This is a genomic window from Psychroserpens sp. XS_ASV72 (assembly GCF_041224425.1).
Taxonomy (GTDB): domain Bacteria; phylum Bacteroidota; class Bacteroidia; order Flavobacteriales; family Flavobacteriaceae; genus Psychroserpens.
Genome location: NZ_JBGFGL010000075.1, coordinates 134,819 through 149,054, shown reverse-complemented (window position 1 = coordinate 149,054; position 14,236 = coordinate 134,819). Strand labels below are relative to the sequence as shown.

Sequence of the window (14,236 nt, the reverse complement as noted above, 5' to 3'; positions counted from 1 at the left end):
TTTGAATTAGCCAAAAATGAAAAGAAAAGATCTCCAACATATAACCACTAAGGCAAAACAAGGATTCTCGCATCCCAAATCGGAAAGCATATTTCATACGGCTGAAGGTATTTCTGTACAATCACACTACAGCAAAAAAGACCTTTCAGAGGTAGAGCACCTTAACTTTGTTGCTGGAATTACACCAAACCTTCGTGGACCTTACTCTACCATGTATGTTCGCAGACCATGGACAATTAGACAATACGCTGGATTTTCCACTGCTGAAGATAGCAACGCTTTTTATAAGCGCAACTTAGCCGCAGGACAAAAAGGACTTTCTGTCGCGTTTGACTTGGCTACACACAGAGGTTATGATTCTGATCATGAACGTGTAATAGGTGACGTGGGTAAAGCAGGTGTAGCAATCGATAGTGTTGAGGATATGAAAATTCTCTTCGACCAAATACCTTTGGATAAGATGTCGGTATCCATGACCATGAATGGCGCTGTATTACCAATTATGGCATTTTATATTGTTGCTGCTGAAGAACAAGGTGTGGCTCCGGAACAATTAGCAGGTACCATTCAAAACGATATTCTTAAGGAGTTTATGGTGAGAAACACCTACATCTATCCTCCTACACCATCCATGAAAATAATTTCTGATATTTTCGAATATACCAGTAAAAATATGCCGAAATTCAATAGCATTAGTATTTCGGGATACCATATGCAAGAAGCTGGAGCAACTTGTGATATTGAGTTGGCGTATACCTTAGCTGACGGACTTGAGTATATCAGAAAAGGTTTGGAAGCTGGAATGGACATCGATACGTTTGCACCACGACTTTCTTTCTTTTGGGCAATTGGCATGAATCATTTTATGGAAATCGCAAAAATGCGAGCTGCCAGAATGTTATGGGCTAAACTCGTGAGTCAATTTAACCCTAAGAACCCTAAATCACTTGCCTTAAGAACACATTGCCAAACATCAGGATGGAGCCTTACGGAACAAGACCCTTTCAACAATGTGGCAAGAACTACTATTGAAGCAGCAGCAGCTGCCTTTGGTGGCACACAAAGCTTACATACCAATGCATTGGATGAAGCCATTGCCTTGCCAACTGATTTTTCTGCAAGAATCGCTAGAAACACTCAAATTTTTCTACAAGAGGAAACCAAAATAACCAAAACTGTTGATCCTTGGGCTGGAAGTTATTACGTTGAAAAACTAACACATGACATTGCCCATAAAGCTTGGTCACTTATTGAAGAGGTTGAAGAACTTGGTGGTATGACCAAAGCCATAGAGGCTGGAATTCCAAAACTTCGAATTGAAGAAGCCGCAGCACGAAAACAGGCTCGAATTGATTCTGGTCAGGACATCATTGTTGGTGTCAATAAATACAGACTGGAACAAGAAGATCCGATAAGCACTCTAGAAGTCGACAACCAAACCGTTATAAACGGACAAATAAAACGACTAGAGCGTATTAAATCTACTCGTGATACTGACGCTGTAAAATCCTCATTAGATAAGCTCACTGAAGCTGCAAAGACAGGACAAGAGAATCTTTTGTCCTTAGCAGTTGATGCTGCTCGAAACCGAGCTACATTGGGTGAAATCAGTAGTGCATTGGAAGCTGAGTTCGGTCGTTATAAGGCACAAATTAAATCTTTTTCAGGTGTGTATAGTAAAGAAATAAAGGATGATGAATCCTTCAAGAAAGCTCGCGAATTGGCAGATCAGTTCGCTGAACAAGAAGGTCGACGACCACGTATCATGATTGCAAAAATGGGTCAAGACGGACATGATAGAGGCGCTAAGGTCGTTGCTACAGGGTATGCCGATGTTGGTTTCGATGTAGATATTGGTCCTTTATTCCAAACACCTAAGGAAGCTGCCAAACAGGCTGTTGAAAATGACGTTCACATTCTTGGCGTGTCCTCTTTGGCTGCTGGCCACAAAACTTTAGTGCCGCAGGTCATTGAGGAACTTAAGAATTATGGACGTGAGGACATCATGGTCATCGTTGGAGGTGTTATTCCTAAGCAAGATTATCAATTTTTATTTGATGCTGGTGCTGTAGCGGTATTTGGACCTGGAACCAAAATCAGTGATGCTGCTATTAAGATTTTAGAAATTCTAATAGATTAGCATCATATCAAACCAATAGATTTTTTTGCTGTTTTAAACTCGTGTTAAAGTGAAAACCTGTTAACAACTTCCACTTTTAAAACACATAAATAATCGTATTTTTACACCTCAATAAAACCAAATCAGTTAATGGGTAAAATCATTGCAATTGCCAATCAAAAAGGTGGTGTTGGCAAGACAACAACCTCTGTAAACCTAGCAGCATCCTTAGGTGTTCTTGAAAAAAAGGTCTTGCTTATTGATGCGGATCCACAAGCCAATGCGACTTCAGGATTAGGTATTGATGTTGAAAATGTAGAAACTGGAACCTACCAACTATTAGAGCATACTACTACGGCAGAAAACTGTATTGTTGAAACCAACTCTCCAAATGTTGATATCATTCCAGCCCATATCGACCTTGTCGCTATTGAGATTGAACTTGTTGATAAAGATGAGCGTGAGTACATGCTTAAAACTGCTATCGAGCATCTTAAAACCGCTTACGACTATATTTTGATCGATTGCGCACCTTCTCTAGGATTGTTAACATTAAATGCTTTAACAGCATCTGATTCGGTGATCATTCCTATCCAATGTGAGTATTTTGCATTGGAAGGCCTTGGAAAGTTATTGAACACCGTGAAAAGCGTTCAAAAAATTCATAATAACAATTTGGATATTGAAGGCATGTTATTGACTATGTACGATCAACGTCTTCGCTTATCAAATCAGGTTGTTGAAGAAGTTCAAAAGCATTTCAGTGATATGGTATTCGAAACCATCATTCAGAGAAATGTAAGATTAGGTGAAGCTCCAAGTTATGGAGAAAGCATTATTAAATATGATGTGAGTAGCAAAGGTGCTTCAAATTACTTAAGTTTGGCTAAGGAAATCATTAACAAGAATGCATAATGGCGAAGGCAACAAAAAAACAAGCTCTAGGTAGAGGTCTTTCAGCACTTCTAAAAGATCCTGATAACGATATCAATTCTGCAAAAGACAAAAATGCAGATACCATCATAGGAAATATCGTTGAGCTTGACATAGAGAGTATTGAAATAAACCCGTTTCAACCTCGAACCAATTTTAATGAAGAAACACTTAGAGAACTCGCCTCTTCCATTAAAGAGCTTGGTGTTATTCAGCCTATTACTGTTAGAAAACTGGAGTTTAATAAATTCCAACTCGTATCTGGTGAGCGTCGCTTTAGAGCTTCAAAACTCATTGGCTTAACAACAATTCCAGCATATATTAGAATTGCCAATGACCAAGAATCGCTTGAAATGGCTCTTGTTGAAAACATCCAACGTCAAGATCTTGATCCAATTGAAATAGCGCTTTCCTACCAACGTCTCATTGATGAAATCAATTTGACCCAAGAACAAATGAGTGAACGTGTTGGAAAAAAACGTTCTACTATTGCCAATTACTTGCGATTACTGAAACTTGACCCAATTATTCAAACAGGTATGCGTGATGGATTCATTTCAATGGGTCATGGTCGCGCGATTATCAATATTGAAAATCAGGGTGAGCAACTCGATATTTATGAGAAAATCATTACTGACAAACTATCTGTAAGAGCTACTGAACAATTGGTTAAACAATACCAAAATCCGACCAAAACCAGTCATTCTTCAAAAAACACAGAACTTCCAAAATACATCAAAAAAGGGGTTAAAGAATTTTCGGAATACTTTGGACATAAAATTAGCGTTAAGGTTTCTAAAAACGGAAAAGGTCAAATCACAATCCCTTTTCATTCGGAAGAAGATTTTAACCGTATCAAAAAATTAGTTCAAAGTGCCAAATAAGCATTTTTATATCGTTGGTCTTGTTTGCCTCTTATTTTGGGGCTATGGTTTTTCACAAAACAAAAAGGAAAACGACAGCCTCAAGGTTGATACAGATCTTATGGTTGTTGTTGATTCTGTACAAAGCAAACCCATCAACATACTGGCACCATCAAAAGCGGCCTTCTACTCTGCCGTTTTGCCAGGTTTAGGCCAAGCTTACAATAAAAAATATTGGAAGGTCCCAATAGTGGTTGGAGCCATTGCAGGAGGCATTTTAATTTACGATTTTAACAACAAGCAGTACAATAGGTATCGTGATGCTTATAAACGACGTCTAGCAGGTTTTAATGATGATGAATTTCAAGGAGTCAGTCTTGACGGACTCATAAATGCCCAAAAAATCTTAAAGCGACGTAAGGAATTATCGCTATTAATTACCGTTGGAATCTATGCCCTCAATATTATTGATGCTAATGTTGACGCCCATTTATTACAATATAATGTAGATGAAAATTTAGCCCTTAGACCTCATTTTCAATACAATGAAATGGAGAATAGTTCTGATTTAGGCCTCACGCTCAATTTTAAATTCTAAATCATGAACATTGCATTATTTGGATATGGAAAAATGGGCAAGGCAATCGAAAGCATTGCCATTCAAAGAGGTCATACCATAGGTTTGAAACTATCTAAAGACACAAAAACCGATTCATTGGAAAACATTGATGTTGCCATTGACTTTAGTGTTCCCGATTCGGCTTATGGGAACATTTCATTAGCCATTCAACAGGAAACACCTATCATTTCCGGAACGACAGGTTGGCTACATAGATACGATGACATTGTCGAACTTTGCAAACAAAAAAACGGGACATTCCTATATGCTTCAAACTTCAGTTTAGGTGTTAATATTTTTTTTGAAGTAAACAAGGTATTGGCAAAACTGATGAAAGACTTTCCGCAATACAAAACTTCCATTGAAGAAATCCATCATACCCAAAAACTAGATGCACCTAGTGGAACTGCCATATCTTTAGCTAAAGACATCATTGAACAAACCAATTATAAAAATTGGTCTATGGATGAGCCAAAACCAAATGAGATTGGTATTTTAGCCAAACGAATTGAAGACGTGCATGGTACACATGTCATTAATTACGATTCTGAAATTGATAGTATTTCAATTAAACATACCGCACATAGCAGACAAGGTTTTGCGCTTGGTGCTGTAATTGCTGCTGAATGGATTCACAATAAAAAAGGTGTTTTTACCATGAAGGATGTGTTAAACATTGGTTAATCTATTTGGCATGCGTAACGTTTTAATTTTTATGACAACCAACAACTCAAAACAAATAGTATGACAATAACAGAATGGTTGATTTTTATCCTTGCCATCCAAATTATTCACGGATTAGGAACCTGGAAACTTTATCTTAAAGCTGGTCGTCAAGCCTGGGAAGCTTTTATCCCTTTTTACAATGCTGTAATCTTGATGAAAATCATTAACAGACCTTGGTGGTGGACCATATTATTGTTTGTTCCTATTGTGAATCTCATCATGTTCCCAGTGGTCTGGGTTGAAACTGCCAGGAGTTTTGGAAAAAACACTTATCAAGACACCATTTTGGCAATTGTGACCTTAGGCTTTTATAATTTTTACCTCAACTATGTTGCAGATGTTACCTATGTTGAAAATAGAGATTTGCATCCTAAATCCAGTTCAGGTGATTGGACGAGTTCCATTCTTTTTGCTATAGTTGCTGCAACCATTGTACACACCTATTTCATTCAACCGTTTACAATACCAAGTTCTTCTCTAGAAAAGTCATTACTAGTTGGTGATTTTCTTTTTGTCAGTAAGTTTCACTATGGAGCTCGAGTACCAATGACCACTGTAGCAATGCCGATGGTTCATGATACGATTCCTGTACTGAACAAAAAATCCTATCTCTTTGATGATCGTTTTGAAAAACGTTCTAGCTCATGGAAAAACAAACTCCAGTTGCCTTATATGAGGCTTCCTGGTTTTGAAGATATCGAACGAAACGACATCGTTGTTTTCAATCAGCCAGCAGACACCTTACTGGACATGAACGATTTCAATCCAGATAGAAATTATTACAAACCTATTGACAAGAAAACCAACTTGGTAAAACGCTGTGTTGGAATTCCTGGTGATTCGTTGGAAATCATCGATGGATATGTATATATCAATGGTGAGAAAAACCAATTACCAGATCGCGCTAAATTGCAATTTGCTTACGACATTGAACTCCAAGGAAATTTTACAGGAGAACAAATCATGAGCGCACTTAAGCGTTACGATATTACCGACAATCCTTATTCCGGCGGACCAAACTCAATCGTAGTTCAAGCGACAGAGGAAGCCATCAACAAAGCCAAGAACAATCCGTATTTTGCTAAAATTACAAGACGCACCACTCCAAAAGGTGTTGATAGCAATATGTTGTTCCCAAGAGCTCCTGAATACAACTGGAGTTATGATAATTTCGGACCTATATATATTCCAGAAGAAGGTAAATCGGTGGCTTTAAATCTTGAAGTGCTTCCACTTTATAAAAGAGTCATAACCGAATATGAAGGTAATACGCTACAAGTTAAAGGGAATCAAATCCTAATCAACGGTACGCCTTCCAACTCTTACACGTTCAAACAAAATTATTATTGGATGATGGGAGACAACAGAGATAACTCTGTAGATGCTAGAGCTTGGGGATTTGTACCATTTAACCATGTAGTTGGAAAACCTGTATTTATTTGGATGAGTTGGGACGGACTTAAAAATCCGCGTTGGGAACGTTGGTTTACAACGGTTGGAGGTTCAGGCAAACCGGTTTCTTATCTCATTCCATTTTTAGTTGTACTAGTTGCTGGTATAGGTTTTAACAAGTGGCGAAAGAAAAAGAAAGTTAACAGTTAAATCCTTTTCAGATATTAGCCATGACAATCTTAATGCACCCAACATACTTTCCAAGTATTGCACATGTTGTGGCTATGGTTAAGGCGAAAGAGTTGGTGTTTGAGGTTTGTGACAACTACCAAAAGCAAACCTATAGAAATAGAGCTACAATCTATGGTGCCAATGGACGTTTAAATCTGAATACTCCTGTTCACTACTCCCAAAAAAACCGACAACTGTATAAAGAGGTCGAAATTTCGAATATTGATAATTGGCAAGATCAGCATTTAAAATCACTGGAATCGGCCTATAGCGCCTCTCCTTTTTTTGAATATTATATTGACGATCTCAAGCCTTTGTTTGAGGCTGAAGCCAATAACCTCATGGATTTCAATTTTAAATCTCTTGAATTTGTATTTGAATGCCTGCAACACCCTCTTGAATATCTAAAAACCGAAACTTTTGAAAAATCGCCAGAAAAGGTTATGGATGCTCGAACTTTAGTGAATTGCAGAAAGGAAATCCATCAGGATTTTACAACTTATGATCAAGTGTTTGATGACAAACATGGCTTTTTACAAAATCTGAGTATTTTGGACTTATTGTTCAATGAAGGTCCGAATTCATTAACTTATTTGGAATCCCAGACATTACACATATAATGTTGCAACCAATACTCCATTATGGCATCCATTTTATTGTTCCATTGGCTATAGCGCTTTTGGTCTTTAAATCTCAATGGAAAATAGCCTTTATTATCATGATAAGTACTATGATAATAGATTTAGACCATCTTTTGGCTACTCCAATTTTTGAACCCAACAGATGTAGTATTAATTTCCATCCACTTCACAGCTATTATGCCATTGCTGGCTATGTTGTATTGACACTAATTAAGAAAACCAGATTGATTGGTTTAGGTTGCTTGATACATATTTTAGCCGATTCGGTTGACTGTTTACTGATGTAAATTTACTTTCCCAATTTAAACTTTGCCATTATTGGGTAATGGTCAGACAGTTTAGTATCAAACGTTTTAAAGTGATTGATCTTAAACGATTCATCGACTAGGATAAAATCAATACGTATTGGAAAAAATTTAAAATCGAATGTTCTTCCAAATCCGTTTCCTGCAGATTTAAAAGCATCGGTAAGATTTCCTTTTATTTCCTTATAAACGTAGGAATACGCTGTATTATTAAAATCGCCACAAATAATCATTTTATAAGGGCATTCCTTTTTGTGTTTTAAAAACAATTCGGTTTGTTCCTGTTGTGTTTTAAACGTACTGCTAACACGCTTAATTAGGTTTTCAGAATCCTCATTCGCTAACTTTTCAACCGTTGGATCAATTCGCAGCGATTGGAGATGCACATTGTAAATCCGAAGCGTATCAGAACCTTTGACCACATCAATATAAATAGCATTGTTTGAAGTGTCAGGAAATTCTATCGATCCAGAATTAACTATAGGAAATTTAGTAAAAATCGCCTGTCCGTTTTTTACACGTTTACCCGATAACTTTTCATATTTGAAATAACCTACAAAATTCACTGAATCATGAGGTCGATATTCTTGCATACACAAAATATCTGGTTTCTGTTCAGCAACAAAACTTGAAATCTCTTGCTTGACATTTTTTCCCTTAATCCAATAAAACGCATTGAACAATCGCACATTGTAATTCATTACGGAAATGTTCTTGCTATCATCAATGTTTTTTGAAGACGAAAACTTATAAAGCGAAAACACATGGTTATAACCAATAATCAAAACAAAGAGCGACAACAACATTTGCTTTCTCACATTCAACAACCAATACACAAAAAACAAAATATTGACAATGATTAAAGCAGGAACTGCTAAACTCAATACCGACAGAAGCGCAAACTGTTTTGGCGCCATATAAGGCAAGACGTAAGATAATAGCAAAGCAAAAGCCGTCAATGAATTGACGATGTAAATCAACTTGTCAAATCCCTTTAGCTTTTTCATTTACATAGTGCTATTATTTTCCGGCTTTAAAAAGAAATTCCTTTTCTTCCTTAGTTAGGCTATCATAACCACTCTTACTGATTTTATCTAAAATAAGATCGATTTTCTTTTGTTTATTAAACTCATTAAACTCCGCTTTATTATGACCAGCGTAGCTGCCTCTCTTATTTTTATGTACCGTTTTTAATGTTGACTTGGGTTTGAATAGATTAGCTATCTTATCCATAAATTGTCCGAAGCTACTACCAATATCTGTTCCTTTCTGAAGTTGGGTAGCGTAAAGATACCCTAAGATAGAGCCACCTATATGAGCCACATTGCCGCCTTGATTAATACCAACTAAACCTATCAAGTCAAATGCTACCAAAGCAACACCAATATGCCATAATTTGATACTGACCATAAAAAACCGCGCTTCCCGATTAGGCATATAGGCACATAAAAAAATTAAAACCGCTCTAACACCTGCTGAAGCACCAACCAACGAACCTCCATCAACTGTAATAGAATCAGGTAAGATATTATAAACAGCCAAAAAAAGAAGTCCGCCAGAAATAATCCCTAAAAAGTAAATATTCAAGGATTGCTTCGTTGGAAATAAGTTCGCTAAACTTCGGGCCACAAAATAGAGAATCAAACAGTTGAATAACAAATGTATAAATCTGTAATGTGTAAAGCCGTAGGTTATGATGGTCCACGGCATGATTAAAAAATCCAATACATCACGAGGTAGCTCTAACCAATTGAGGGCAGCATTTTTTGGAAGTCTTTGGAATATACCCAGCAATTTCCCAATTAAAAACACGAGGACATTGACTAATATGATCTTCTCAAAAACATTAAGCCGCTTTAGTTTGTCTTTTATGTCATGACTCAGGGATGTCATTAGTACCAGCGATTTTGGTTAAACTGATTTTTTTTCCAGTACCACATAATGATAAATCCTATCAAGGCACCACCAACGTGCGCCATGTATGCTGTATTACTCGGACTGAAGAACGATTGGCCTGTAAAAGCAGAAATCACATCCAATAAAATAATTCCAGGAATAAAATATTTCGCCTTAATAGGAATCGGCAAAAAGATAAGCATCAATTTGGCTTCTGGATTCATCATACCGAAGGCAGCCAAAATTCCCATAATACAACCTGAGGCGCCAACCATAGAGGCATTATAAATTGGAAAAGCTTCGCGCAACAGACTTAACTGACTGTCATTAATACCAGAAATGGTTTCATTGGAAGTAAACATTTGAACGATTTCTGAATCGGTTAATCCTGTTGAAATTAATTCCGAGTATAAAGGCAAATAATTAAAATAGTAATAGCCTAACTGAAAGAGCACTGCTCCAAGTCCGGCAGAAAAATAAATAAATAAAAACTTTTTAGTCCCTAATTGGGCTTCAACAGCAGTACCAAACATCCATAACGCAAACATATTGAATAAAATATGTGTTGCATTCCCATGCATGAACATGTGTGTTACTATTTGCCATGGTTGAAAAAGTTCATTTTTTGGAAAGTACAAAGCAAACCATTGGTAAAACAATTCACCATTACCAATTGTTAATGTTCCAATGAACATTAAAACATTTATAATAATCAGGTGCTTTACACCATCTGTAATACCTCTTATCATATAGCTTACATGAATTTTTTATCAATATCATCCACACGCATAGTTATGAATGTGGTCTTTTGGTTTGGTGAAACCGTTGGCTCCTTACAGGCAAACAAGCTATTCACCAAGTGTTCCTGTTCCATACCATCAAGTGTTTGTCCGCGTTTAATCGCCAAACTTTTCGACAGTGACTTTGCCAATAAATCGGTAGCACTAAAACTACTATCTGGCACTTCCTGTTCTACATCACTAATGAGTTGCTCAAGAATAATTGAGACTTCGCTTTCTGGCACATTAATAGGAACGCCTGTAATTTCAACTGTTGTATCCTCTACTTGGGAAAACACAAAACCCGTATGTTCCAAATCTGGTTGAAGCTGTTTGATTACTTCCATTTCAGTAGTTGAAAACTGTAATTGTAAAGGAAACAACAATTGCTGACTAACCGCTTCCTTAATCGTGGTATGTTTCAAAAATCGCTCATAAAGAATACGTTGGTGTGCACGATGTTGATCAATGACCAAAATACCAGATTTTATCGTACTGATAATATATTTATTGTGTAATTGATACGTGGTCTTTTTATCATCCAAAGACGTATCTTCACTAAACAATTCTTCCGATTTAGACTCACTTTCAAATTCGACTTCACTAAAATCCCTAATCGATTTAGTCCCTCTACTTTCTAAACCTACATACAAACTTTCCCATTGGGCAGCTGGCACTTTTCGATGGCTTGGAGCAAATCCTCCACTTTTTTGAGGTGTGTCCTCTTGAAACGGATTGAAAGAACGATCGACTTCAACAACAGGATTTGTAGCCGATTTTTCCTTATAACCATAAGGCGTGTCTAAATTTTGATCACGATCAAAATCTAAAACTGGAGCAATGTTGAATTGTCCTAAGCTATGTTTAATTGAAGATCTTAAAATAGCATATAAAGTATGCTCATCATCAAACTTGATTTCTGTTTTTGTTGGATGAATATTGATGTCTATAGTTTTGGGATCGACCGTAAGTTTTAAAAAATAACTCGGATGGCTTCCCTCTTTTATCAAGCCTTCAAAGGCAGAATTGACCGCGTGGTTTAAATAAGCACTTTTAATAAAGCGATCATTCACAAAAAAGAACTGTTCTGTTCGCGTTTTTCTAGCAAATTCAGGTTTTCCTACAAAACCAGAAATTTTCAACACTTCTGTTTCCTCATCAACAGGCACTAACTTTTCATTCGTTTTTCCGCCAAATATATTGACCACCCGTTGTCTGTAATTACTTTGTGGCAGATTGAAGGTTTCGCTACCATTTTGATGCATCGTAAATGCAATATCTGGATGCGCCAATGCCACGCGATGGAATTCATCAATAATATGTCGTAATTCGACTGTATTTGATTTTAAGAAATTTCGTCGCGCTGGAATGTTAAAAAACAGATGTTTTACTGCAATCGATGTTCCTTTGGGCGTGACAACAACGTCTTGAGATTTCACCTCACTGCCTTCAATATCAATTTGAGTTCCCAATTCCTCATCTTCCATTTTGGTTTTTAACTCGACATGAGCGATTGCAGCAATACTAGCTAAAGCCTCTCCTCTAAATCCCTTGGTATTGATACTGAATAAGTCTTCTGCTGAACGTATCTTAGAAGTCGCATGACGTTCAAAGCTCAAACGCGCATCGGTTGGACTCATCCCAACACCATTATCGATAACCTGAATTAAGGTTTTACCAGAGTCCTTTACAATTAATTTTATACTGCTTGATTTGGCATCAATAGCATTTTCGAGTAATTCCTTAACAACCGAAGCTGGACGTTGAACGACTTCTCCTGCTGCAATTTGATTAGCTACATGATCTGGTAAAAGTTGTATGATGTCTGCCATTAGCGTTCTGAAAAGAAAATAGAGAGATCAAAATCGATGATAAACAAAAATACCAAAACTAGAATTCCTATAATGACCATCACACGTCTATTTGCTCCAGAAGTATCTTGATTATACTTATAATCTTCAAGAGCATTGTTCAATTTAGTTTTCAAGCCCTTATTACTTCCTGCAGTAACCCTAAAATCATCAAATTTATGTTTTAATTCATAAGGGTTGCTTTCGCCTTTATAGTAACGTGGCGTGTAATTGTATTTTTTATTCTTGCGTGTGTGTAGAATTCCCATGATTATGATATTTCGTAGTGACTTAAAACAAACCAAGCTGCAATTATCATTCCTAAAACAACCAACAATATGATCAATCTGCTATTAGGCGTACTTTGGCGCTTGCCTTTATTCCTAATTGCATTCCACTGCGATTTGAGATTCTCTTGCTTATTAGCGTTCGAATCCCTTAAATGTCTAGGTATATAATTGAAGCGTTTATTCTTACGTTGCCGAAACAAATTCACCACCAAATCTAATACTAGTTACATTTCAAAAGTACAGAATTTACAAGGAAAAACAGTTGCTGCACTCCTAAAAAATGTTAACACTCTTTGGTTTGGAAATTATGACGACTTAAGCCTGTTGTCTAAGAGCAGCCATTTTTATAGCTGCTATTGCTGCTTCAGTCCCTTTATTGCCATGTTCGCCACCTGAACGGTCTATAGATTGTTGCATGGTATTATCGGTAAGCAAGCAAAAAATGACTGGTGTATCAGAAATGACATTAAGATCTTTGATTCCTTGGGTCACACCTTCGCAAACAAAATCAAAATGCTTGGTTTCACCTTGAATCACACATCCAATGGCAATGACCACATCTACATTCTGCTCAATCATTTTTTTGGAACCATAAATCAGCTCAAAACTTCCAGGAACATCCCACTTTATGATGTTTTCCTGTAAAGCTCCGCAATCTAATAAAGCCTCTAAAGCACCTTTGTAAAGGTTGTTGGTAATGGAATCATTCCATTCAGAAACAACAATCCCAAACCGAAAGTCTTTCGCGCTTGGGATTGTGATCTTATCGTAGTTGGATAAGTTTTTGTTAGCAGTAGCCATTTTTAGTTCTTTGCTTCAGCTCTACCAATGAAAACATCTATGTTAGCAGCTTCCGTAGAACCTGAAAACTCTTCTTTAATTCTTTTGAAATATTGCAATGCCTTGTCAGAATTACCTAATTCTAAAGCTAAATTAGCAGCTTTGAACAAATACATCGGAGTTGTATAATCGTTTGTAGAAGCTGCGATTGCTTTTTCATAATATTCCAATGCGTCCTCTGGTTGATTCAACTGCACAAAGGCATCACCAATGCCGCCTTTAGCAACAGGACCCAATACTGCATCATCAGTACTGAAATCGCTAAGATGCTTTACTGCATTTTGGTAATCCTTTAAGTTAAGATATGCCATTCCAGCATAGTAATTGGCAAGATTTCCTGCAGGTGTGCTTCCATATTCATTAACGATATCGAGCATACCATATTTACCTTCTCCACCATTTAGCGCCAAAGTGTAAAGTGAATCTTTTTCAGTACCATTCACAGCATCCTCAAAATATTTTTGAGCTGTGTACATCTCATTCATAGCTTCTTCAGCTTTAGGCTCAGCGATAAATTTATTGTAACCCAAGTATCCTAATACAATTGCTGCAGCAAGACCAACAACAATGAATATGGTGTTTTGATTTTTAACTGCCCAATCTTCTGCTTTTGATGCACCTTCATCTAAGGTATTAAAAACTTCAGCGGTTGTTGAGTTTTCTTCTATAGCTTCAACTTTCTCAGCTTTTGTTTTTGGCTTGTGACCTCTTTTCTTATACGTTGCCATATTTCTCTATTTATGCGCCGCAAA

General features: G+C 36.9%; 15 protein-coding genes. 8 read left to right on the top strand and 7 right to left on the bottom strand.

All coding sequences use genetic code 11. The features are described 5' to 3' along the window. Positions 1 to 16: 16 nt before the first annotated feature. From scpA to AB9K26_RS06205, 8 genes are all read left to right on the top strand, one after another. Positions 17 to 2,140, top strand: a complete 2,124-nt coding sequence (gene scpA / locus AB9K26_RS06240; protein WP_369971681.1) for a methylmalonyl-CoA mutase — start codon at positions 17 to 19, stop codon at positions 2,138 to 2,140. 129 nt (positions 2,141 to 2,269) lie between these two features. Then, entirely contained in the window at positions 2,270 to 3,034 is a 765-nt protein-coding gene (locus AB9K26_RS06235) for a ParA family protein (RefSeq protein ID WP_369971680.1), read from the top strand. Continuing rightward, positions 3,034 to 3,936, top strand: coding sequence for a ParB/RepB/Spo0J family partition protein (locus AB9K26_RS06230; protein ID WP_369971679.1), 903 nt, complete (start codon positions 3,034 to 3,036; stop codon positions 3,934 to 3,936). Before AB9K26_RS06235 ends, AB9K26_RS06230 begins: the two co-directional genes overlap by 1 nt. Beyond that, positions 3,926 to 4,513, top strand: coding sequence for a DUF5683 domain-containing protein (locus tag AB9K26_RS06225; protein ID WP_369971678.1), 588 nt, complete (start codon positions 3,926 to 3,928; stop codon positions 4,511 to 4,513). The genes AB9K26_RS06230 and AB9K26_RS06225 overlap by 11 nt, the downstream gene beginning before the upstream one ends. A gap of 3 nt (positions 4,514 to 4,516) precedes the next feature. Next, positions 4,517 to 5,218 carry a 4-hydroxy-tetrahydrodipicolinate reductase gene (dapB, locus tag AB9K26_RS06220; protein WP_369971677.1) on the top strand — a complete coding sequence of 234 codons (702 nt, stop codon included), beginning with the start codon at positions 4,517 to 4,519 and terminating at the stop codon, positions 5,216 to 5,218. A gap of 60 nt (positions 5,219 to 5,278) precedes the next feature. After that, the gene (gene lepB / locus AB9K26_RS06215) at positions 5,279 to 6,862 is read left to right on the top strand and encodes a signal peptidase I (RefSeq protein WP_369971676.1); all 1,584 of its coding nucleotides are present in this window, start codon (positions 5,279 to 5,281) and stop codon (positions 6,860 to 6,862) included. A 20-nt stretch (positions 6,863 to 6,882) separates the two neighbouring features. Next, complete coding sequence (locus AB9K26_RS06210) at positions 6,883 to 7,503, top strand: WbqC family protein (RefSeq protein ID WP_369971675.1); 621 nt, start codon at positions 6,883 to 6,885, stop codon at positions 7,501 to 7,503. Beyond that, positions 7,503 to 7,811 (top strand): DUF6122 family protein, encoded by a 309-nt coding sequence (locus AB9K26_RS06205; RefSeq protein ID WP_369971674.1) that lies wholly within the window; start codon positions 7,503 to 7,505, stop codon positions 7,809 to 7,811. The genes AB9K26_RS06210 and AB9K26_RS06205 overlap by 1 nt, the downstream gene beginning before the upstream one ends. Positions 7,812 to 7,813: 2 nt before the next feature. Here the strand turns inward: AB9K26_RS06205 and AB9K26_RS06200 are convergent, their stop codons facing one another. From AB9K26_RS06200 to AB9K26_RS06170, 7 genes are all read right to left on the bottom strand, one after another. After that, positions 7,814 to 8,836 carry an endonuclease/exonuclease/phosphatase family protein gene (locus tag AB9K26_RS06200; protein WP_369971673.1) on the bottom strand — a complete coding sequence of 341 codons (1,023 nt, stop codon included), beginning with the start codon at positions 8,834 to 8,836 and terminating at the stop codon, positions 7,814 to 7,816. 13 nt (positions 8,837 to 8,849) lie between these two features. Beyond that, a complete protein-coding gene (locus tag AB9K26_RS06195) occupies positions 8,850 to 9,722 on the bottom strand; it encodes a rhomboid family intramembrane serine protease (protein ID WP_369971672.1) in 873 nt (290 codons plus the stop codon). Further along, entirely contained in the window at positions 9,722 to 10,474 is a 753-nt protein-coding gene (locus AB9K26_RS06190) for a rhomboid family intramembrane serine protease (RefSeq protein ID WP_369971671.1), read from the bottom strand. The genes AB9K26_RS06195 and AB9K26_RS06190 overlap by 1 nt, the downstream gene beginning before the upstream one ends. A 5-nt stretch (positions 10,475 to 10,479) precedes the next feature. Beyond that, complete coding sequence (mutL, locus tag AB9K26_RS06185; RefSeq protein ID WP_369971670.1) at positions 10,480 to 12,336, bottom strand: DNA mismatch repair endonuclease MutL; 1,857 nt, start codon at positions 12,334 to 12,336, stop codon at positions 10,480 to 10,482. Further along, positions 12,336 to 12,623 carry a riboflavin synthase subunit beta gene (locus AB9K26_RS06180; protein WP_369971669.1) on the bottom strand — a complete coding sequence of 96 codons (288 nt, stop codon included), beginning with the start codon at positions 12,621 to 12,623 and terminating at the stop codon, positions 12,336 to 12,338. The genes mutL and AB9K26_RS06180 overlap by 1 nt, the downstream gene beginning before the upstream one ends. 336 nt (positions 12,624 to 12,959) lie before the next feature. Continuing rightward, on the bottom strand, positions 12,960 to 13,445 hold the full coding sequence (gene ribH / locus AB9K26_RS06175; protein WP_369971668.1) for a 6,7-dimethyl-8-ribityllumazine synthase: 486 nt from the start codon (positions 13,443 to 13,445) through the stop codon (positions 12,960 to 12,962). Positions 13,446 to 13,447: 2 nt separating this feature from the next. Next, positions 13,448 to 14,212, bottom strand: coding sequence for a tol-pal system YbgF family protein (locus AB9K26_RS06170; protein WP_369971667.1), 765 nt, complete (start codon positions 14,210 to 14,212; stop codon positions 13,448 to 13,450). Positions 14,213 to 14,236: the final 24 nt, after the last annotated feature.

Bases quoted from the DNA above. Each gene is read 5' to 3' on its own strand.
- scpA (WP_369971681.1), top strand. From the start codon at position 17: ATGAAAAGAAAAGATCTCCAACATATAACCACTAAGGCAAAACAAGGA.
- AB9K26_RS06235 (WP_369971680.1), top strand. From the start codon at position 2,270: ATGGGTAAAATCATTGCAATTGCCAATCAAAAAGGTGGTGTTGGCAAG.
- AB9K26_RS06230 (WP_369971679.1), top strand. From the start codon at position 3,034: ATGGCGAAGGCAACAAAAAAACAAGCTCTAGGTAGAGGTCTTTCAGCA.
- dapB (WP_369971677.1), top strand. From the start codon at position 4,517: ATGAACATTGCATTATTTGGATATGGAAAAATGGGCAAGGCAATCGAA.
- lepB (WP_369971676.1), top strand. From the start codon at position 5,279: ATGACAATAACAGAATGGTTGATTTTTATCCTTGCCATCCAAATTATT.
- AB9K26_RS06210 (WP_369971675.1), top strand. From the start codon at position 6,883: ATGACAATCTTAATGCACCCAACATACTTTCCAAGTATTGCACATGTT.
- AB9K26_RS06205 (WP_369971674.1), top strand. From the start codon at position 7,503: ATGTTGCAACCAATACTCCATTATGGCATCCATTTTATTGTTCCATTG.
- AB9K26_RS06200 (WP_369971673.1), bottom strand. From the start codon at position 8,836: ATGAAAAAGCTAAAGGGATTTGACAAGTTGATTTACATCGTCAATTCA.
- AB9K26_RS06195 (WP_369971672.1), bottom strand. From the start codon at position 9,722: ATGACATCCCTGAGTCATGACATAAAAGACAAACTAAAGCGGCTTAAT.
- AB9K26_RS06190 (WP_369971671.1), bottom strand. From the start codon at position 10,474: ATGATAAGAGGTATTACAGATGGTGTAAAGCACCTGATTATTATAAAT.
- mutL (WP_369971670.1), bottom strand. From the start codon at position 12,336: ATGGCAGACATCATACAACTTTTACCAGATCATGTAGCTAATCAAATT.
- AB9K26_RS06180 (WP_369971669.1), bottom strand. From the start codon at position 12,623: ATGGGAATTCTACACACACGCAAGAATAAAAAATACAATTACACGCCA.
- ribH (WP_369971668.1), bottom strand. From the start codon at position 13,445: ATGGCTACTGCTAACAAAAACTTATCCAACTACGATAAGATCACAATC.
- AB9K26_RS06170 (WP_369971667.1), bottom strand. From the start codon at position 14,212: ATGGCAACGTATAAGAAAAGAGGTCACAAGCCAAAAACAAAAGCTGAG.